Source organism: Mesorhizobium sp. ESP6-5 (assembly GCF_020164695.1).
GTDB lineage: Bacteria > Pseudomonadota > Alphaproteobacteria > Rhizobiales > Rhizobiaceae > Mesorhizobium > Mesorhizobium australicum.
Window position 1 is genome coordinate 1 of sequence record NZ_JAIUGR010000013.1, and the last position, 17,904, is coordinate 17,904.

A 17,904-nucleotide genomic window follows, 5' to 3' on the forward strand; every position below is an offset into this window, starting at 1 on the left:
GAGCTTGACGGCTATCGCTGCCCGCAGGGCCAACTGCTTGCCTACGCCACCACCGACCGCACCGGCTATCGCCACTACAAGAGCGATCCCGCCATCTGCCGCGATTGTCCGTTGCTGGCCTCCTGCACCTCGAACGCCAACGCCACCAGGCTGATTACCCGCCATGTCTGGCAGGAGGCACGCGAACGAAACGACGCCAACCGCCTCACTTCGTGGGGCAAGGCTATCTACCGGCGCCGCAAGGAGACGGTCGAGCGATCTTTTGCCGACGCCAAGCAGTTGCATGGCCACCGTTATGCACGCTTCAAAAGCCGAACCCGTGTCGCCTGCCAATGCCTACTCGCAGCCGCCGCCCAGAACATCAAGAAAATCGCGCTTTGTCTCTGGCCAAAGAACAAAACCCACTTCGCCTGAGGCGAGGCGTCACCCGCGGCCGAACCGGCAACCTCCAGACAATTCGTCCCGACACCGAAATAACCAGCCCATTCAAACTATAAAAACAAAACCCCGCCAAAATTGACGGGGTTTGTCAGCAGTCTGACCCGTGGGAGCGATCCCACGGGTTTTTGTTAACGGGGCCCGGCTTGCCAGTGATGGGGCAAACCCATATCAAACCGTCAGGCTGGGGGATTTGGACATGAGCAGTGACGACCATGCGATGCCGGTTGGCTGGATGGCGACCGGGACACCCGACCGGCAGACGGTGACATCAGACTGGCTTGCCATCGATCCGCCGTCGATCGATGGCGTCACAATCAAGGAAATCAGGCCGGTCGCTACATCCAACGGCTATCTGACCGAGGTCTTTCGGGATGAGTGGGGACTTGATCCATCGCCTGTCGGCCAGGTGTTTCAACGCACGATGTATCCAGGCGCGGTAACCGGCTGGCATGCGCACAGGGTGACGCTGGATCGGCTCTTCTGCTGTGCCGGCAGCGTCCGCATATCGCTCTATGACGGCCGGAAGGCTTCGCCCAGTTTCGGCACGGTGTGGCACAAGATACTCGGCGCTTTGCGGCCGGCGATCGTCATAATCCCGCCAGGCGTGTGGCACGGCGTGACGGCGCTCGGGCCGGAGATCGCCCTGCTGCTCAATCTCGTCGACAAGGCCTATGCCTACGACGCGCCCGACCATTGGCGCCTGCCACCGGACACCGAACAAATCCCCTACAAGCTGGTGTAGCGTGGAAGGATCGCGCTTGTTCGATGCAACAGGGCAGCGCGTGCCGCTCGTCTCGGTGGTGATCGCCACCCACAATCGTCCCGCAGCCTTGCGACAGACGCTGTTCAGCGTCTTGCGCCAGACGCTGCAGGATTTTGAAATTCTGGTGATCGGCGACGACTGTCGCCCTGAGACACCGGCGATCATCGCCGAATTCGCCGATCCGCGCATCTTCTATATCGACCTGCCCGTCAATTTCGGCGAGCAATCCGGCCCCAACAATATCGGTTTTGCCAGGGCGCGCGGCCGGCTTGTCGCCGTGCTAAATCACGACGACCTCTGGTTTCCGGATCATCTGGCGGCAACCACGGGATGGATCGATGCGACCGGCGCGGATGTCGTCATCGCTCGTGGCGCCATCATCGAACCGGTGCGGACGAGAGACGATGCTCTCAAGACTTCGATTTACGGAATGGGCAAAGACGGTTTTTACGATCCCGTCGTCACGGCCGGATACGGATCGGCACAGGTGGTCAGGCGGGCGTCGCTGGACTGGCTCGGCCCCTGGCGGCCTGCCAGCGAATGCTCATGCGAAAGTTCGCAGGACTGGCTCTTCCGGGCCTGGCGAAAGGGAGCCGTGATCGCGACCATGCCGCACCTGACGGTGCTGAGTATCTTCTCCGGCCAGCGCAGCGGCAGTTATCTCGATGACACGGCAATGGAGCAGGAGGAACTCATCGACCGCATGCGCATACCGGACGACCTGCGTGTCAAGGTTCTTGCCGCGGCGGCGGTGCCGTCTCGCCTGAAGAAATCCAGTTATCTGAAACGCAGGGTTTGGGCTGCATACGGCGTTCATCCGAGATCCGTCGAGTTTCGCCGCAAATACCAACGCGGTGCTTTTGTCTCCATGCTGCGAAAGGTACGCGGCCTGCCACCCATGCCTGAACGGGAGCCGAGCGTGGATGATCTGTTGGCTAAGTACCGCGGAGGCAGCAAGCGGGAAGAAACCGGAGAATAGCGGCTGTCGCGCACGCGGCGTCCAGATGCCGGACCAAGCGACCAGTCAGCTGACATGAATAACCCGCGGGGATCGCTCCCCGCGGGTTTTATCAACCGCTCCCGCTCAGCCGTGCGCGAGCACGGCCAGCAACAGGAGCGCCACGATGTTGGTGATCTTGATCGCCGGGTTGACCGCCGGGCCGGCGGTGTCCTTGTAGGGATCACCGACGGTGTCGCCGGTCACCGAAGCCTTGTGTGCCTCGGAGCCCTTGAGGTGCTTGACGCCGTCCTTGTCGGTGAACCCGTCCTCGAACGACTTCTTGGCGTTGTCCCAGGCGCCGCCGCCCGAGGTCATCGAGATGGCGACGAACAGGCCATTGACGATGACGCCGAGCAGCGAGGCGCCGAGCGCGGCGAAGGCGGACGCCTTCGAGCCCGAGATCAGCAGCACGCCGAAATAGACGACGAGCGGCGCCAGCACAGGCAGCAGCGACGGGATGATCATCTCCCGGATCGCCGCCTTGGTCAGGAGGTCGACCGCACGCGCATAGTTCGGCTTGGACGTGCCGGCCATGATGCCCGGATCCTCGCGGAACTGCTTGCGCACCTCCTCGACGATGGCGCCCGCCGCGCGGCCGACCGCCGTCATGGCGATGCCGCCGAACAGATAGGGGATCAAGCCACCGAAGATCAGGCCGGCGACGACGTAAGGGTTGGAGAGATCGAAGGAGATTTCGCCCATGCCCTGGAAGTAGGGATATTTGTCGCCATTGGCGGCGAAGAACTTCAGGTCGTTCGAGTAGGCCGCGAACAGCACCAGCGCGCCGAGGCCGGCCGAACCGATGGCGTAGCCCTTGGTCACCGCCTTGGTGGTGTTGCCGACGGCGTCGAGCGCATCGGTGGAGTGGCGCACTTCCTTGGGAAGGCCCGCCATTTCGGCAATGCCGCCGGCATTGTCGGTGACCGGGCCGAAGGCGTCGAGCGCCACGATCATGCCGGCGAGGCCGAGCATGGTGGTGACGGCGATCGCCGTGCCGAACAAGCCGCCGAGCTGGTAGGTGGCGATGATGCCGCCGACGATGACGATTGCCGGAAGCGCCGTCGATTCCAGCGAGACCGCGAGGCCCTGGATGACGTTGGTGCCGTGGCCGGTCACCGACGCCTGGGCGATGGAGTTGACCGGGCGCTTGTTGGTGCCGGTGTAGTACTCGGTGATCACCACGATCAACCCGGTCACCACGAGGCCGATCAGGCCACAGATGAACAGGTTCTTGCCGGTGATCGTCATGCCGGCGACGGTGCCGACCTCGCCCCAGCCGAGCGTGGCCGAGGTGGCGACGCCGAGGCCGACGATCGACAGCAGACCGGTCACGATCAGGCCCTTGTAGAGCGCGCCCATGATCGAGCCGTTGGAGCCGAGCTTGACGAAGAAGGTGCCGACGATCGAGGTCAGGATGCAGGCGCCGCAGATGGCGAGCGGATACAGCATCGCCGCACCGAGGACAGCGGTGCCACCGAAGAAAATGGCGGCCAGAACCATGGTGGCGACAACCGTCACCGCATAGGTTTCGAACAGGTCGGCGGCCATGCCGGCGCAGTCGCCGACATTATCGCCGACATTGTCGGCGATGGTGGCCGGGTTGCGCGGATCATCCTCCGGAATACCGGCTTCGACCTTGCCGACCAGGTCGCCGCCGACATCGGCGCCCTTGGTGAAGATGCCGCCGCCGAGACGGGCGAAGATCGAGATCAGCGAGGCGCCGAAGCCGAGCGAGACCAACGAGTCGATGACGATACGATCGTTGGGCTGAAGACCCATGAAATGGGTCAGGATGAGATAATAGATGGAAACGCCCAGCAGAGCGAGGCCAGCCACCAGCATGCCGGTGATGGCGCCCGACTTGAAAGCGATGTCGAGGCCGGCGGCGAGGCTGTTGGAAGCCGCTTGCGCGGTGCGTACATTGGCCCGCACCGAAACATGCATGCCGATGAAGCCGGCGGCACCCGACAGAACGGCGCCGATCAGGAAGCCGATGGCGGCGGTGATCGACAGCAGCCACCAAGCGAGCACGAGCACGACCACGCCGACGATGGCGATGGTGGTGTATTGGCGCGCCAGATAGGCCTGGGCGCCTTCGCGGATGGCGGCGGAGATTTCCTGCATGCGTGCATTGCCCTGATCGGCCGCGAGGACCGAACGTGTCGCCCAGATGGCGTATAGGATTGAAAGCAGGCCGCAGGCGATGACGGCGGAAATAATGGTCATTGCCGAATTTTCCTCGATTGTTGGCCCAAAAGAACCCCTCCCTGGGCCGTTGAGACAAAGAACGGATTCCGCGCGCGGAATCCGCCTCTTCGCATCGGTGTATGCGAAACAGGGCCGCGAACGTCAAGATATTGTTCGGTTTTTGCCCGGCTTTCGCCCAAAAGACAAAACCCGCGACGGCAGAGCCGAAAGGGCCTTGGATTTAGATCGATTGAAATCACGCTAGGGAACCATCCGGGGCAAGACCTCCGTCTCCTCGAGGATCATTCCGCTTCGCGACCCATCCGGCGCGCCGTGTAGCGCTCTACCGCCGACAGTCCGTCATAGATCAGCACGGCAAGGGCCGCCACGATCAGGCCGCCCTGCAGGATGAAGGCGAGATTGTTGGATAGCAGGCCGGCGATGATCACCTCACCGAGTGTCTTGGCGGCCACCGTCGAGCCGATGGTGGCCGTGGCCAGGCTGATCACCACGGAGAGCCTTATGCCGCCAAGGATGATCGGTGCACTGAGCGGCAACTCGACCTTGGTGAGCCTTTGCCAGCCGGTCATGCCGGCGCCACGCGCCGCCTCGACGACGTTAGCCGGCAGCGTCGTCAACCCGGTCAGTGCGTTCTCGAAGATCGGCAGCAGTCCATAGAGAAACAGCGCGATCAGCGTCGGCTTCTCGCCGAAGCCGACTGCCGGCACGGCGAGCGCCAGCACCGCCACGGGCGGAAAGGTCTGGCCGATGTTGACCAGGCTGCGCGACAACGGCAGAAATTCGACGCCAGCCGGCCGGGTGACGAGGATGGCGAGCGCCACCGCGACGATGGTGGCCGCGACGGTCGCGATCAACACGGTGCGCAGATGCAGCAGCGTCAGCGTCAGCAGGCTGCCCTGGTTGTAGATTACAGGAGCGTTGTTTTCGGTCAGCGGCTTCAGCAACGGCTCGAACCAAGCCGGACTGGTGATGAAGGCAACAAGCAACACCACCAGCGCAAGCCTGAGCAGCAGCGGAAGCCAGGCCTTCATGCCGGCCTCGCCGCGCGCTTGACCAGGCCGTCGACGGTGACGCGGCCGATCGGCTTGCCGTCGGCACCCTTCACCGGCAGCGCCGGCTTGCCGGACCAGAGAAGTTCCGCGAGCGCGTCACGCTGGCTGGCGTCGCCGGGGATCGCCTCGCCTTCGGCGCCGCCCTGCTCCACCGCATCGCGTACCCGCCCCAGCGACAGTAGCCTGAATGGTTTTTCGCTGGCTCCGACCAGGGTTTCGACAAAGCTGCTGGCTGGGTTCGCCAGGATCTCCGCCGGCCTTGCATATTGCACGAGCTTGCCGGCATCCATTACCGCGATCTTGTCCCCCATATGCACGGCCTCCTCCATGTCATGAGTGACGAGGATGATGGTGGTGCCGAAGCGCTTCTGGATTGCCAGCAGATCTTCTTGCGCCTTGGTACGGATGATCGGGTCGAGTGCGCCGAACGGCTCGTCCATCAACAGCACGTTGGGTTCGGCGGCGAGCGCGCGGGCAACGCCGACGCGCTGCTGCTGGCCGCCGGACAGTTCATGCGGGTAGCGCGGCCCAAATTCCTGGGGGTTGAGTTGGTAGAGCGTCATCAGCTCGTCGACGCGGGACTTGATGCGTGCGTTGTCCCAGCCAAGCAGCACCGGCACGGTAGCGATGTTCTGCGCCACCGTGCGATGCGGAAACAGGCCGTGGCCCTGGATGGCGTAGCCGATGCTGCGGCGCAGTTCGTACCCCGGCACCGATCGATTGTCGGCACCATCGAGCTTGATGACGCCGGCGGTTGGTTCGACCAGCCGGTTGATCATGCGCAGCAGAGTCGTCTTGCCGGAGCCCGAGGTGCCGACAATGACACAGACCGTGCGCGGCTCGACGACCATCGAGACGTCGTCGACGACAGTGGTCGCGTCATAGCGCTTGGTGATGCCTTCGATTTCGATCATGCCGTTTCAACCCTGCGCTTGGTGGCGGTCATTTCGATCACGGCGTCGAGGATGATGGCGGCGGCAAAGGCGAGTGCCACGGTCGGCACTGCGCCAAGCAGCACCAGGTCCATCGCCGTCTGGCCGACACCCTGGAAGACGAACACGCCGAAACCGCCGCCGCCGATCAGCGCGGCGATGGTGGCAAGGCCTATATTCTGCACCAGCACAATGCGGATGCCGGTGAGGATCACCGGAAAGGCCAGCGGAAACTCCACACCGAACAGGCGCTGGCGGTCCGTCATGCCCATGCCCCGCGCCGCGTCATTGGCGGCACGCGGCACGCCGGCAAGGCCGACCACGGTGTTGGCCACCACCGGCAGCAGCGAATAGAGGAACAGGGCGACGAAGGCGGGCGCCGTGCCGATGCCCCTGATACCGAGCGCGGCGGCCCCCGGAACGTGGGCCGCGACCCAGCCAAGCGGCGCGATCAGCAGCCCGAACAGCGCGATCGAGGGAATGGTCTGGATGATGTTCAAGACGTTGAGGACGCCGGCCCGCAGGCTCTCGACACGGTGGCACAGGATGCCGAGCGGCAGGCCGACGATCACGGCGGCAAGCAACGAGCCGAGAGCAAGGGTCACATGCTTGGAGCCTTCGGCCCAAAAGCTGTCGGCGCGGTTGGAGTATTCCTTAAGGATCGAGAGGCTGTCCCAGCGTCCCGAAATCAGCAGCAAGCCGATGGCCAGCGCCGCAACGACAAGCACGCCGACGCGCGCCGAGGGCGACAGGTTGAGCCGGGTCAGCACGTCGGCGAGCAACAGCGTGAAGGCGAAGATGAGAATCCAGAAGCCGGATGCCGGCGAGACCCGGGCAAAGGTATTGCCGGCTGGAGTGAGGAATGTGCCGGCGACGCCGATGAGCAGCGCCAGCGCGACAAGCGTCACGACGCTCGCTGCAAGGCGCAAGACGAGCGGCGTTTTGAGCAGCGCGATGATTGCCGCCACGACAATGATTGCGAGCAGCAACGGCCCTATCGCCTGCGGCAGCGCCTCGACGATAGAGCGTACCTGGCCGGGAACGATGCGGTTCGCGCGGAAGGTGGCGAACGGCGCGAGAAACGCGGCGTAAGCAGCGAGTGCAGCGATGACCACGCCGAGCTTATCGAAACGCGGGGTCATAAGGCGCCTCGCCCTGACGTCGCTATCGCTATTTCAAAAAACCGTTCTTCTTCAAAAAGTCCTCGGCGACGCCCTTGACCGGCTCGCCGCCGACCTGCACGCGGCCGTTCAGCTCCTGCAGCGTGACGAGATCGAGCTTGGCGAAGACCGGCTTCAGCAGCGTTTCGATCTCGGGATGCTCCTTCAGCACCGCCTCGCGGATGATCGGCGCCGGCTGATAGACCGGCTGCACGCCCTTGTCGTCAGTCAGCACCACGAGGCCCGATGGCGCGATGCCCCCGTCGGTGCCGTAGACCATGGCAGCATTGGCGCCGCTGGTCTGGTTGGCGGCGGCCGCGATGGTTGCCGCCGTATCGCCGCCAGAGAGGGTGATCAGCTGGTCCGGCTTCAACGTGAAGCCGTAGGTAGTCTGGAAGGCCGGAAGGGCTGCCGCCGAATTGACGAACTCGGCGGAGGCCGCCAGGACCACCTTGCCGCCGCCGGCGACATATTTGCCGAAGTCCGACAGCGTGACGAGCTTGTTCTCGTCCGTCACTTCCTTGCGCAGGGCGATCGCCCAGGTGTTGTTGGCCGGCGCCGGTGACAGCCAGACGATCTTGTTGGCGTCGTAGTCGAGCTTCTTGGCCGTCTCATAGGCCTTGGCGGCATCCTTCCACACGGGATCATCGGCCTTCTCGAAGAAGAAGGCGGCGTTGCCGGTGTATTCGGGATAGATGTCGATCTCACCGGCGGTGATCGCCTTGCGCACCACCGGCGTGCCGCCGAGCTGGATGCGGTCCGTGGTCTTGATGTTGTTGGCGTTGAGGACGAGCTGGATAATGTTGCCGAGCACGCCACCCTCGGTGTCAATCTTCGAGGAGACGACAACCTGAGCGCTCGCGGAAGCCGCCGTGATGGCGAGCGCCATAGCCGCGCTGGCCAGAACCTTGACTGAAAACATTGTGAAACCCCTTGCTGTGAACCGGAATGCGGTGGCCGCATATGAGCATGGCTTCAACGGCCAGTCGGGGCACACGGTTTCATAAGAAGGGGGACCAGCGCAATATTTTTGTTCCGGACGCGCCGATTTGGGCCTGGCGGCAACAGCGGGCTGGCGATTGGCCGCTATCGGGTGAATAATGCCACGAGGGTGGCGGCAAACACGGAGAGCGTGTCATGGCCATACACAAGGTCGGTTATCTCATCGGCAGCCTTGCCCAGGCATCCATCAACCGCAAGCTCGCGAAGGCGCTTGTTCAACTTGCCCCTCCCGAGCTCGAAATGACGGAAATCGGCTTCAAGGATCTGCCTCTCTACAGTTACGACTACGACGCCAATTTCCCGCCGGCCGCCCAGGCTTTCAAAAAGGCGATCGCCTCCGTCCAGGCCGTGCTGTTCGTCACCCCGGAGTATAATCGCTCGATCCCCGGCGGACTGAAGAACGCGATCGACTGGGCCAGCCGCCCCTACGGCAAGAATTCATTCGCGCGCAAACCGTCGGCCGTCATCGGAACATCGCCGGGCGCGATCGCGACCGCTGTCGCCCAACAAAGCCTGCGCAGCGTGCTGAGTTTCTGCAACTCACCGCAGATGAACGCGCCCGAAGCCTATATCCAGTTCACGCCGGGACTGATCACGGATGACGGCGAGGTGACGGTTGAATCCACTGAGGATTTCCTGCGCAATTACATGGCTGAGTTCCATATGTTCATAGCGCGGGTGCTTCAGGTTCTGCCGCCGGACGCGTAGCTTTCAAATTCGCGTCAAGCCGGCCGCAAGCTTGTGATCTTCAGCGCGCCGAGTGCCACGAAGCAAAGTGCGGCGACGGGAAAGATCATCCAGTTGAGCATGGTCCAGCCCCAGGCGTTGTAGACCATGCCCGACATCAGCGACGCACAGGCGACTGAGCCGAACAGGACGAAGTCGTGGAAGCCCTGCACCTTGCCCTTTTCGGAAGGGTGGTAGCCGGCCGCCACCATGGCGGTGGCGCCGATGAAGCTGAAATTCCAGCCGAGGCCGAGCAGGATCAGCGCCGTCCAGAACTGCCACAGCGCCAGGCCCGACAAGGCAACGACGGCACAGCCGATCAGCAACAGCAGGCCGACGGCGACGATGCGCTCGGCGCCGAAGCGATGGATCAGCGAGCCGGTGAAGAAGCTTGGTCCGAACATCGCCATGACGTGCCAGGAGATGCCCAGCGTCGCATCGTCCTCCGACAGGCCGCAGCCCACCATGGCGAGCGGCGCGCCGGTCATGACGAAACTCATCAGCGCGTAGCTGCCGACGGCGCAGAAGAGCGCCGCGACGAAACGCGGCTTGGTGACGATTTCGGAAAGGGGTCGGGCATCGCCGTCGGCAACGTCCACCTTGCTCGCGGTCCTCGACGGCAAACGAAGGAACGACAGGATGACGGCGCCGACAGCCGCCAGCGGCAGGATCGAGGCGAAGGAACCGGCAAACATGACTGGTGCGAATAATTCGCGCGTGAAGATGACGATCTGCGGCCCGAGGATGGCGGTGATGATGCCACCGGCGAGCACGAAGGAGATGGCGCGGGCCTTGAACGCCGGCGGCGCGTTGTCGGCCGCGGCAAAACGGAACTGCTGGACGAAGGCGCCGCCGACACCGATGACGAGCAGCGCGAACGCGAACAGCCAGAAGCTGCCATGAAACAAAGCCAGGGTGGCGACCAGCCCGCCGAGCGCGGTGACCACGGTTCCGGTCATGAAACCGCCACGCTGCCCCAGCCAGCGGATAATGGCGGCCGCGGGCAAGGCGCCTAGCGCCACACCGAGATTGAAGCCGGTGATCGGCGCGGTCGCCAGGGATTTGTCGGCGCCGAGCAGATATTGCCCGGCCAGCGCGCCCATGGAGATGGCGATGGGAGCCGCCGAGCCGATGATCGCCTGCGAGGCGGCGAGGATCAGCGCGGTGCGCCGCGCCTCCTTGCCCGTCTCGACGGCGATGGCGGTCACGAAGCGTCCTTGCCGCGTCCCTCGCCACGCACCCGGCGTGACACGCGGTCGAGCACGGCATTGACCAGCTTCGGCTCGTCTTCTTCGTAGAAAGCCTTGGCGATGTCGACATATTCGGTGACGATGACCGCGACAGGAACGTCCTCGCGCTTCATCAGTTCGTAGACGCCCGCGCGAAGGATGGCACGCAGCGTCGAATCGAGGCGCGACAGCGGCCAGTCGTCGGTCAGCGCCTGGCGGATGATCGGATCGATGGTCTTCTGGTTCTCGACGACGCCGGTCAGGATGGCGCGAAACCACTGCGCGTCCGCCTCGCGATAGAGCGCGCCGTCGACTTCCTTGCCGAGACGGAACGCCTCGTACTCGGCGGTGATCTCGAACACGCCGCTGCCGGCGACATCCATCTGATAGAGCGCCTGCACGGCGGCCAGACGGGCAGCGCCGCGCTTGTTGGCGTGGCGCACCGCGGGCTGTCCGGGCGAAGCGGGTTCGCTCACGATTGCGCTCCCAGTTGTTCCTTCAACGCGATCATGGTCAGCGCCGCGCGCGCGGCAAAGCCGCCCTTGTCGCCTTCGGAGCGCTTGGCCCGCGTCCACGCCTGCACATCGTTCTCGGTGGTCAGGATACCGTTGCCGATGCAGGCCGAGTCCTGCACGGACAGGTCCATGAGCGCACGGCTGGATTCATTGGCGACGATGTCGAAATGATAGGTATCGCCACGGATAATGGTGCCGAGTGCGACAAAGCCGTCATAGCCCGTCCCGCCTTCGGCCATGCCGTCGAGCGCGAAGGTGATCACCGCGGGAATTTCAAGCGAACCGGGAACGGTGACGACGTCGTAAGTCGCGCCCGCTTCGTCGAGCGCGCTTGTCGCGCCATCGAGCAGTGCGTCGGCAAGGTCGTCGTGAAAGCGCGCCTCGATGACGAGGAGGTGAGCCTTCTTCTTGGGACGAATGAACGCCTTGCCGTGTTGGGATGTGCCAGCCATAGATGTCTCCGGAGTCGCCGGTGACTTAGGCCGAAGCCGGTTTGATCGCAAGCGGAAGATTGCCCGACGCGTATCAGATTGCCGTGGGTCGGACTGTCCCGCAGGCGATCAAAGCCCCTCTTTCGCCGCCTCCGCCAGCCGGGCGGCGTAGCGGGCCATGGTATCGATCTCGAGATTGACGCGGTCGCCTGCCTTGCGCTCGCCCCAGGTGGTGACGGTCAGCGAATGATGGATCAACAGCACGTCGAAGCGGGTGCCCTCGACCCTGTTGACAGTGAGCGAGGTGCCATCGAGCGCGACGGAGCCTTTCGGCGCGATGAATTTCGCCAGATCGCGCGGCGCTTGCAGTGTGAAGCGCACCGCATCGCCCTCATCCCGGCGTTCAACGATCTCGGCGGTGCCGTCGACATGGCCCGAAACGATGTGGCCGCCAAGCTCGTCGCCGATCTTCAGCGCCCGTTCCAGATTGATCCTGGTGCCGGACTTCCAACCGGACGCCGTGGTCAGCCTGAGCGCCTCCTCCCAGGCCTCGACCTCGAACCAGCGCGCGTTCGAGCCGCTGTCGGGCAAAGCCGTGACCGTCAGGCAGACGCCACCGCAGGAAATCGACGCGCCGATGGCGATGATCTCGGGATCATAGGCGGTGTCGATGCGCAGTCCCACCCCTTCCCGCAGCGGCTTGATGGCGGCCACGGTGCCGATATCGGTGACAATCCCGGTAAACATCGATCGCTATCCCTGAAAATCCCTGATCCATTCGGCGTAACCGTCTTCGCCGAACCGCATCTCGCGCAGCTTGCGAAAACCCACGGGGACATGGTCAGCGTCGACAGGCGATGCAATGCCATCTTGGCCGATCGCTTCCGGACCCTGGAACAGCACGATGCGGTCCACCAGCCCGTCGGCCAGGAAGGCGCTCGCCACCTTGGCGCCGCCCTCGACCAGCACGCTTGCCATGCCAAGCGCCGCCAGATCCTCGAGCAGCTCCGGCAATGCGACGCCGCCCTCGTGCGTCTCCGTACCGATGAAGCGCACGCCGGCGCGCTCGAGCGCGGCCCGGCGCTGCGGATCGGCCTCCAGGCAAGCCGCCACATAAAGAGGTACGCGATCGACGCCCGACACCAGCTTCGAGCCCTCCGGCAGCCTGATCTGGCGGTCGAGCACGATGCGTGCCGGCGACCGGTTCTCCAGTCCGGGCAAACGCACCGTCAGTGCCGGATCATCTTCCAGCGCCGTGCCGATGCCGACCAGGATGGCGTCCGCCTCGGCGCGCATCAGGTAGACTTCGCGGCGCGCCATGTCGCCTGTTATCGCGACCTGGCCGGCGCCTTCCCTGCCGATCTTGCCGTCGCTGGAAAGCGCAAGCTTCAGAATTACTTCCGGGCGCTTTCTCAGAGAGCGAATCAAATAGCCCGCCATCTGTTCGGCAGCTTCCGTGGCGAGGACCTTTTCGACCACTTCGACACCGGCCTCGCGCAGGATGGCGTAACCCTTGCCGGAGACCCGCGGATCGGGATCACTGGCGGCACCCACGACGCGCGCAATGCCGGCATTGACCAGCGCGTTGGCACAAGGCGGTGTGCGGCCGTGATGGGCGCAAGGCTCGAGCGTGACATAGGCGGTTGCGCCACGCGCGAGTTCGCCGGCCTCGGCAAGCGCCTCGGTCTCGGCGTGCGGCCGGCCGCCGACGGCGGTGACGCCGGTACCGACGATCATCGGCCCGGTCCCATCATCGTGCACGATCAGCGTGCCGACGGAAGGGTTGGTCGAGGTGCGTCCGGCGTTCTTGCGCGACAGCCGCAAGGCCGCAGCCATGAAACGGCGGTCAAGGGCCGCTTGTTCGGCCTCGCTGCGTTGCGGTGCTGCCATGCTCAGCCGGCGTCCTCTTCGCTCTTTTCTTCGTCCCCCTTCAGCTCGCCGAGCAGCTCGTGGAAATCCTTGGCCTCACGGAAATTGCGATAGACCGAGGCGAAGCGCACATAGGCGACATCGTCGAGCGATTTCAACGCATCCATGACCAGCCGGCCGACCTCGCCCGAGGCCACTTCCGTTTCGCCGGAGCTTTCCAGTTGGCGCACGATCCCGGTCACCGCGCGATCGATGCGCTCGGGGTCGACATTGCGCTTGCGCACCGCGATCTCGACCGAGCGCAACAGCTTGTCGCGGTCGAACGGCACTTTTCGTCCCGACTTCTTGACCACGACGAGGTCGCGCAACTGCACGCGCTCGAATGTCGTGAAACGGCCGCCGCAATCGGGGCAGACACGCCGCCGGCGGATCGCCGCGCCATCCTCGGCGGGGCGCGAATCCTTCACCTGCGTATCTTCGGACTGGCAATAGGGACAGCGCATGGAGAGCCTTGGGTTCGCGAATCTGGTGGGGTGAAAGGCTTAGAACCTTTCCGGTGCGGATTGAAGCAGTTCCGCTTTTCCACAGCCTGCCGTACCTCAGAGATAGCGAGGCGCGAGGAAGATTGCCAGCACGGCAAGCAGTTGCGCCGGCCAGCCCGCTATGGCGCCACGTCCTTGGTTGGAAAGCCACAAGACGCGCCGAGATTGCGATAGGCCTTTGTAAAACCGTCCATCGGAATGCTGGCGACAGCCTGCTTGCCGAAAGCCACATCGAGCGAGGTAACCTGGCGCATGGCCCGCAGCAGCGCAAGACTGGTCTTGGCCTGGTTGTCGATCGTCCAGCTCGGACGGCCGTTGACGGCGTCATTGGAATAGACAGTCGTCGAAACCTTGACGCCGGGATCGCCGAAAGTCGCCGCGATCTTCTTGCCGGTTAGCAGGCTCTTGTTGTCGATGGTGATCAAGATTGCCGGATAAGCATCGGGCGGCAGCGCGTCGCCGGTCGAGATCGACAATGTCAGCGTGCCCGAATTGCCACTCGCATCGAAGAAGGCTGTGGAAGCCGCGCAGGTCTTGTGCGCGTCCTGGCCGGTGTCGAGCGTATCGACCATGGTCGTCCACCGGCCGAAAGTGCTGGTGGCAGGCATGTCCGCGGCGGGCTGCGTCTGCGCCAAAACGGGGCCGCAGGCGGCCAGCCAACCGAAGGCGCCGAGAGAAGCAAGACAGAAATTGCGCATCATCAATTCTCCGGTTCGATGCGTCACCCGATCAGGGGTGACGCGATGCCGGTGGATAAAAGATGACGCTTCGCGCCCGGTCAACCGAGATAAGGAATCAACCGAGATAGGGATAGAGGGGGAATCGATCGGTCAATGCGACGACCTTGGCCTTGACCGCCGCCTCGACCGCGGCATTGCCTTCGTCGGAATTGGCGACCTTGAGCCCATCCAGCACCTCGGCGATCAGCTTGCCAATCTCGCGGAACTCGGCCTGGCCGAAGCCGCGCGTGGTGCCGGCGGGCGTGCCGAGCCGCACGCCAGAGGTAACGAAGGGCTTCTCCGGATCGAAGGGGATGCCGTTCTTGTTGCAGGTGATGTTGGCGCGGCCAAGGGCCGCCTCGGCGCGCTTGCCGGTGGCGTTCTTGGGCCTGAGATCAACCAGCATCAGGTGGTTGTCGGTGCCGCCGGAGACGATGTCGAGGCCCGTTTCCTTGAGGCTGGAGGCAAGCGCCTTGGCGTTGGCGGCCACGCTTTCGGCATAGACCTTGAAGCTCGGCTTCAACGCTTCGCCGAAGGCCACCGCCTTGGCGGCGATGACATGCATCAGCGGTCCGCCCTGCAGGCCGGGGAACACCGCCGAGTTCATCTTCTTGGCGATATCCTCGTCATTGCACAGGATCATGCCGCCGCGCGGGCCGCGCAGCGATTTGTGCGTGGTGGTCGTCACCACATGGGCGTGCGGCAGGGGCGAGGGATGCACACCGCCGGCAACGAGGCCCGCAATGTGCGCCATGTCGACCATCAGATAGGCGCCGACGGCATCGGCGATCTCGCGAAAACGCTTCCAGTCCCAGATGCGCGAATAGGCTGTGCCGCCGGCCAGGATCAGCTTCGGTTTGGTCTCGTGCGCGGTCTTTTCGATGGCATCCATGTCGAGCAGATGGTCGTCCTTGCGCACGCCATAGGAGACGACCTTGAACCACTTGCCGCTCATGTTGACCGGCGAGCCATGGGTGAGATGGCCGCCGGAATTGAGGTCGAGGCCCATGAAAGTGTCGCCTGGCTGCAGCAGCGCCAGGAACACCGCCTGGTTCATCTGGCTGCCGGAATTCGGCTGGACGTTGGCGAAGTTACAACCGAACAGTTTTTTCGCACGCTCGATGGCCAGTTCCTCGGCCACGTCGACGAACTGGCAGCCGCCATAGTAGCGCTTGCCCGGATAGCCCTCGGCATATTTGTTGGTCATGATCGACCCCTGCGCCTCGAGCACGGCGCGCGAGACGATGTTTTCGGAGGCGATCAGTTCGATCTCGTGGCGCTGGCGACCGAGCTCGTTGCGGATGGCGCCGAAGATCTCCGGATCGGCATCTTCCAAAGTGGTTTCGAAGAAGGATTCGAATTTGTTGGACGCCGCCGCTGCTGTTGCCATGGCCTGAGTTCCCCTAGGGTTGGAAGGGCAAATTCGTGCACGCCGTCGTCCCGAACCACTCAACGGCCTTGGGCGACATGCATTGCGTTCGCCGGGCCATTAACACAGTTGTTTTGGGCTCGCCACGTTTGCAGCGCGAAATTTGCTGGCCGGTTTGCGCCAACGGATCGCGGCGGATCGCTATTTCCTGTCCCGCCGCTGCTTCAACAAGGCCTCGGTCAAGGTGATTTCAGAAAACAGCGCGCGCATCGTGTGATCGTTGATCTCCTGGCTGCGGAACATGGCGCGCAGCGCGGAGCGCTCGGCTTCGATGCCGGCCGCCCTGAGTTCCAGTTCCAGCCTGCCGGCCTCGCGAGCCTCGGCACGGGCCTCGTCGGCTTCGTCCGAAGCCGCGATGCGTCTACGGTAACCTGCCACGATGCTGTCGGCGACGGCGAGCCGAGCCTGGACCGCTTCGCCCTCGCCCGCCTCATTGGCGATGCTCTCGATCCTGGCAATCGCCGCATTGGCGGCGCCGACGCGCGCACGGCGCTCTTCAGCCGCCGCCGGATCCTGGCCCGGCTCGACCAGCCCCCGCGCGACCCTGGGCAAGGCAAGGCTGGCGATCAGAAGCGAGCAGATGATGACGCCGGCGGCAAGGAAGATCACCACATCGCGTGCCGGAAAGGGAGAGCCGTCCTGCAAAGCGAGCGGCAATGACAGGATGCCCGCCAATGTGATGGCGCCGCGCACGCCGGCCACGGAGCCGGCAAGCCGGACGCGAAATCCGAACGGCTCGGACTCGCGTTTGCCGATGCGCGCCGCGATCGCCTGGGCGATGTCGCCGACCCAGATCCACAGGAAGCGCAGTCCGATCAGGCAGAGCGTCAGGATCAGCACCGTCGCCACCGGCTCGATCAGCCAATGACGGCTGGACAGTTCCGGTGGGACCTTGCGGATGATGTCGGGAAGCTGCAGGCCGAGCAGGATGAACAGAGCGCCGTTGAAGACGAAGGTGAGCGTCGCCCAAAGCGACAGGGTCTGCATGCGCGCCGACACACCGAGGAAGCGGTACATGCCGGAAACCCCAGTCAGCAGGCCGGCGGTGACCGCCGCCAGGATGCCCGAGGCGCCGACATGCTCGGCGCCGAGATAGGCGACGAAAGGCAGCAGGATCATGACGAGAACCTGCGCCTCGGCCGGCACGCCGCCGATGCGGTTGAGCAGTTGCAGCGCCTTGGCGGCGATGAACAGCGCCGCGACACCGCCCAGGATGCCGGCGGCGACGGCGTAGAGGAAGCTGAGCGAGGCTCCCGCGAAGGAGAAGCTGCCGGTCAATGCCGCCGCCACCGCAAAGCGGAACATGACCAGGCCCGACGCGTCGTTGAGCAGCGACTCGCCCTCCAATATGTGCATCAGCCGGGACGGAACCACATTCCTGTCGACGATCGCGGACACCGCCACGGCGTCGGTCGGCGACAGAACGGCAGCCAGCGCGAATGCGACGACGAGCGGAATGCTCGGCACCAGCCAATGCAAGGCATAGCCGAAGCCGACAATGGTGAAGAAGACGAGCCCGACGGCGAGATCGAGTATGGGTCCGCGCAAGGCGACGAGTTCGCGTTTGGGCGCCGCGAAGGCGTCGCCGAACAGGAGCGGCGGGATGAACACCAGCAGAAAAAGCTCCGGATCTATCTCGACATGCAGGCCCTTGGCCGGCCAGGCAAGGGCCGCGCCGATAGCGATCTGCAGCACCGGCAGCGGCACCCGAACCAGCCGGACGAGCGCGCCCGACAGCGCAACGAAGACGAGCACGACGAGAATGAAGATGGCGACGTCCATGGCACGATCCCGGCTGTTTGCCGACCATCGCCAATCGCCTGAGCTTCGTCCAGCCGGCCGAATGAGTGGATCTGACGGCGTCCGCAACAAAAAAGCCGCCCCTG

Annotated in this window: 18 protein-coding genes; 4 read left to right on the plus strand and 14 right to left on the minus strand. The window is 64.2% G+C overall.

The annotated features are described in order from the left end of the window. From LB524_RS21050 to LB524_RS21060, 3 genes are all read left to right on the plus strand, one after another. Window positions 1-414, plus strand: a 414-nt coding sequence (locus tag LB524_RS21050) for a transposase (protein WP_224529800.1), incomplete at its 5' end; no start/stop codon positions are given. A gap of 223 nt (window positions 415-637) precedes the next feature. After that, window positions 638-1,183, plus strand: coding sequence for a dTDP-4-dehydrorhamnose 3,5-epimerase family protein (locus tag LB524_RS21055; RefSeq protein WP_015318234.1), 546 nt, complete (start codon window positions 638-640; stop codon window positions 1,181-1,183). A gap of 16 nt (window positions 1,184-1,199) precedes the next feature. After that, window positions 1,200-2,183, plus strand: coding sequence for a glycosyltransferase family 2 protein (locus LB524_RS21060; protein WP_224529802.1), 984 nt, complete (start codon window positions 1,200-1,202; stop codon window positions 2,181-2,183). Between the two features lie 105 nt (window positions 2,184-2,288). Here LB524_RS21060 and LB524_RS21065 read toward each other — a convergent pair whose 3' ends face one another. From LB524_RS21065 to LB524_RS21085, 5 genes are all read right to left on the minus strand, one after another. Then, complete coding sequence (locus LB524_RS21065) at window positions 2,289-4,430, minus strand: sodium-translocating pyrophosphatase (RefSeq protein ID WP_023773259.1); 2,142 nt, start codon at window positions 4,428-4,430, stop codon at window positions 2,289-2,291. 263 nt (window positions 4,431-4,693) lie between these two features. Further along, window positions 4,694-5,443 carry an ABC transporter permease gene (locus tag LB524_RS21070; RefSeq protein WP_023773260.1) on the minus strand — a complete coding sequence of 250 codons (750 nt, stop codon included), beginning with the start codon at window positions 5,441-5,443 and terminating at the stop codon, window positions 4,694-4,696. After that, complete coding sequence (locus tag LB524_RS21075; RefSeq protein WP_224529805.1) at window positions 5,440-6,378, minus strand: ABC transporter ATP-binding protein; 939 nt, start codon at window positions 6,376-6,378, stop codon at window positions 5,440-5,442. The genes LB524_RS21070 and LB524_RS21075 overlap by 4 nt, the downstream gene beginning before the upstream one ends. After that, window positions 6,375-7,538, minus strand: a complete 1,164-nt coding sequence (locus tag LB524_RS21080) for an ABC transporter permease (RefSeq protein WP_224529806.1) — start codon at window positions 7,536-7,538, stop codon at window positions 6,375-6,377. The genes LB524_RS21075 and LB524_RS21080 overlap by 4 nt, the downstream gene beginning before the upstream one ends. A gap of 28 nt (window positions 7,539-7,566) precedes the next feature. Next, window positions 7,567-8,478, minus strand: a complete 912-nt coding sequence (locus LB524_RS21085; protein WP_015318240.1) for an ABC transporter substrate-binding protein — start codon at window positions 8,476-8,478, stop codon at window positions 7,567-7,569. Window positions 8,479-8,693: 215 nt separating this feature from the next. On the opposite strand from LB524_RS21085, the gene LB524_RS21090 reads away from it, so the two are divergent. Beyond that, the gene (locus LB524_RS21090) at window positions 8,694-9,266 is read left to right on the plus strand and encodes an NADPH-dependent FMN reductase (protein ID WP_023773263.1); all 573 of its coding nucleotides are present in this window, start codon (window positions 8,694-8,696) and stop codon (window positions 9,264-9,266) included. Between the two features lie 14 nt (window positions 9,267-9,280). Here the strand turns inward: LB524_RS21090 and LB524_RS21095 are convergent, their stop codons facing one another. The 9 genes from LB524_RS21095 to LB524_RS21135 form a co-directional block, all read right to left on the minus strand. Beyond that, the gene (locus LB524_RS21095; RefSeq protein ID WP_224529810.1) at window positions 9,281-10,492 is read right to left on the minus strand and encodes an MFS transporter; all 1,212 of its coding nucleotides are present in this window, start codon (window positions 10,490-10,492) and stop codon (window positions 9,281-9,283) included. After that, a complete protein-coding gene (nusB, locus tag LB524_RS21100; RefSeq protein ID WP_015318243.1) occupies window positions 10,489-10,989 on the minus strand; it encodes a transcription antitermination factor NusB in 501 nt (166 codons plus the stop codon). Before nusB ends, LB524_RS21095 begins: the two co-directional genes overlap by 4 nt. Then, complete coding sequence (gene ribH, locus LB524_RS21105; RefSeq protein ID WP_224529815.1) at window positions 10,986-11,480, minus strand: 6,7-dimethyl-8-ribityllumazine synthase; 495 nt, start codon at window positions 11,478-11,480, stop codon at window positions 10,986-10,988. The genes nusB and ribH overlap by 4 nt, the downstream gene beginning before the upstream one ends. Before the next feature lie 108 nt (window positions 11,481-11,588). Continuing rightward, entirely contained in the window at window positions 11,589-12,206 is a 618-nt protein-coding gene (locus LB524_RS21110; protein WP_224529818.1) for a riboflavin synthase, read from the minus strand. Between the two features lie 6 nt (window positions 12,207-12,212). Next, a complete protein-coding gene (gene ribD, locus LB524_RS21115) occupies window positions 12,213-13,349 on the minus strand; it encodes a bifunctional diaminohydroxyphosphoribosylaminopyrimidine deaminase/5-amino-6-(5-phosphoribosylamino)uracil reductase RibD (protein ID WP_224529822.1) in 1,137 nt (378 codons plus the stop codon). Window positions 13,350-13,351: 2 nt separating this feature from the next. Further along, window positions 13,352-13,831, minus strand: a complete 480-nt coding sequence (nrdR, locus tag LB524_RS21120) for a transcriptional regulator NrdR (protein WP_015318247.1) — start codon at window positions 13,829-13,831, stop codon at window positions 13,352-13,354. A 158-nt stretch (window positions 13,832-13,989) separates the two neighbouring features. Beyond that, window positions 13,990-14,568 carry a hypothetical protein gene (locus LB524_RS21125; RefSeq protein ID WP_015318248.1) on the minus strand — a complete coding sequence of 193 codons (579 nt, stop codon included), beginning with the start codon at window positions 14,566-14,568 and terminating at the stop codon, window positions 13,990-13,992. Between the two features lie 97 nt (window positions 14,569-14,665). Further along, window positions 14,666-15,979, minus strand: coding sequence for a serine hydroxymethyltransferase (glyA, locus tag LB524_RS21130; RefSeq protein ID WP_015318249.1), 1,314 nt, complete (start codon window positions 15,977-15,979; stop codon window positions 14,666-14,668). 180 nt (window positions 15,980-16,159) lie between these two features. Then, complete coding sequence (locus LB524_RS21135; protein WP_224529828.1) at window positions 16,160-17,800, minus strand: Na+/H+ antiporter; 1,641 nt, start codon at window positions 17,798-17,800, stop codon at window positions 16,160-16,162. Window positions 17,801-17,904: the final 104 nt, after the last annotated feature.

Bases quoted from the DNA above. Each gene is read 5' to 3' on its own strand.
- LB524_RS21080 (WP_224529806.1), bottom strand. From the start codon at position 7,538: ATGACCCCGCGTTTCGATAAGCTCGGCGTGGTCATCGCTGCACTCGCT.
- LB524_RS21085 (WP_015318240.1), bottom strand. From the start codon at position 8,478: ATGTTTTCAGTCAAGGTTCTGGCCAGCGCGGCTATGGCGCTCGCCATC.
- LB524_RS21065 (WP_023773259.1), bottom strand. From the start codon at position 4,430: ATGACCATTATTTCCGCCGTCATCGCCTGCGGCCTGCTTTCAATCCTA.
- LB524_RS21055 (WP_015318234.1), top strand. From the start codon at position 638: ATGAGCAGTGACGACCATGCGATGCCGGTTGGCTGGATGGCGACCGGG.
- LB524_RS21125 (WP_015318248.1), bottom strand. From the start codon at position 14,568: ATGCGCAATTTCTGTCTTGCTTCTCTCGGCGCCTTCGGTTGGCTGGCC.
- ribD (WP_224529822.1), bottom strand. From the start codon at position 13,349: ATGGCAGCACCGCAACGCAGCGAGGCCGAACAAGCGGCCCTTGACCGC.
- LB524_RS21090 (WP_023773263.1), top strand. From the start codon at position 8,694: ATGGCCATACACAAGGTCGGTTATCTCATCGGCAGCCTTGCCCAGGCA.
- ribH (WP_224529815.1), bottom strand. From the start codon at position 11,480: ATGGCTGGCACATCCCAACACGGCAAGGCGTTCATTCGTCCCAAGAAG.
- LB524_RS21075 (WP_224529805.1), bottom strand. From the start codon at position 6,378: ATGATCGAAATCGAAGGCATCACCAAGCGCTATGACGCGACCACTGTC.
- glyA (WP_015318249.1), bottom strand. From the start codon at position 15,979: ATGGCAACAGCAGCGGCGGCGTCCAACAAATTCGAATCCTTCTTCGAA.
- LB524_RS21135 (WP_224529828.1), bottom strand. From the start codon at position 17,800: ATGGACGTCGCCATCTTCATTCTCGTCGTGCTCGTCTTCGTTGCGCTG.
- nrdR (WP_015318247.1), bottom strand. From the start codon at position 13,831: ATGCGCTGTCCCTATTGCCAGTCCGAAGATACGCAGGTGAAGGATTCG.
- LB524_RS21110 (WP_224529818.1), bottom strand. From the start codon at position 12,206: ATGTTTACCGGGATTGTCACCGATATCGGCACCGTGGCCGCCATCAAG.
- LB524_RS21070 (WP_023773260.1), bottom strand. From the start codon at position 5,443: ATGAAGGCCTGGCTTCCGCTGCTGCTCAGGCTTGCGCTGGTGGTGTTG.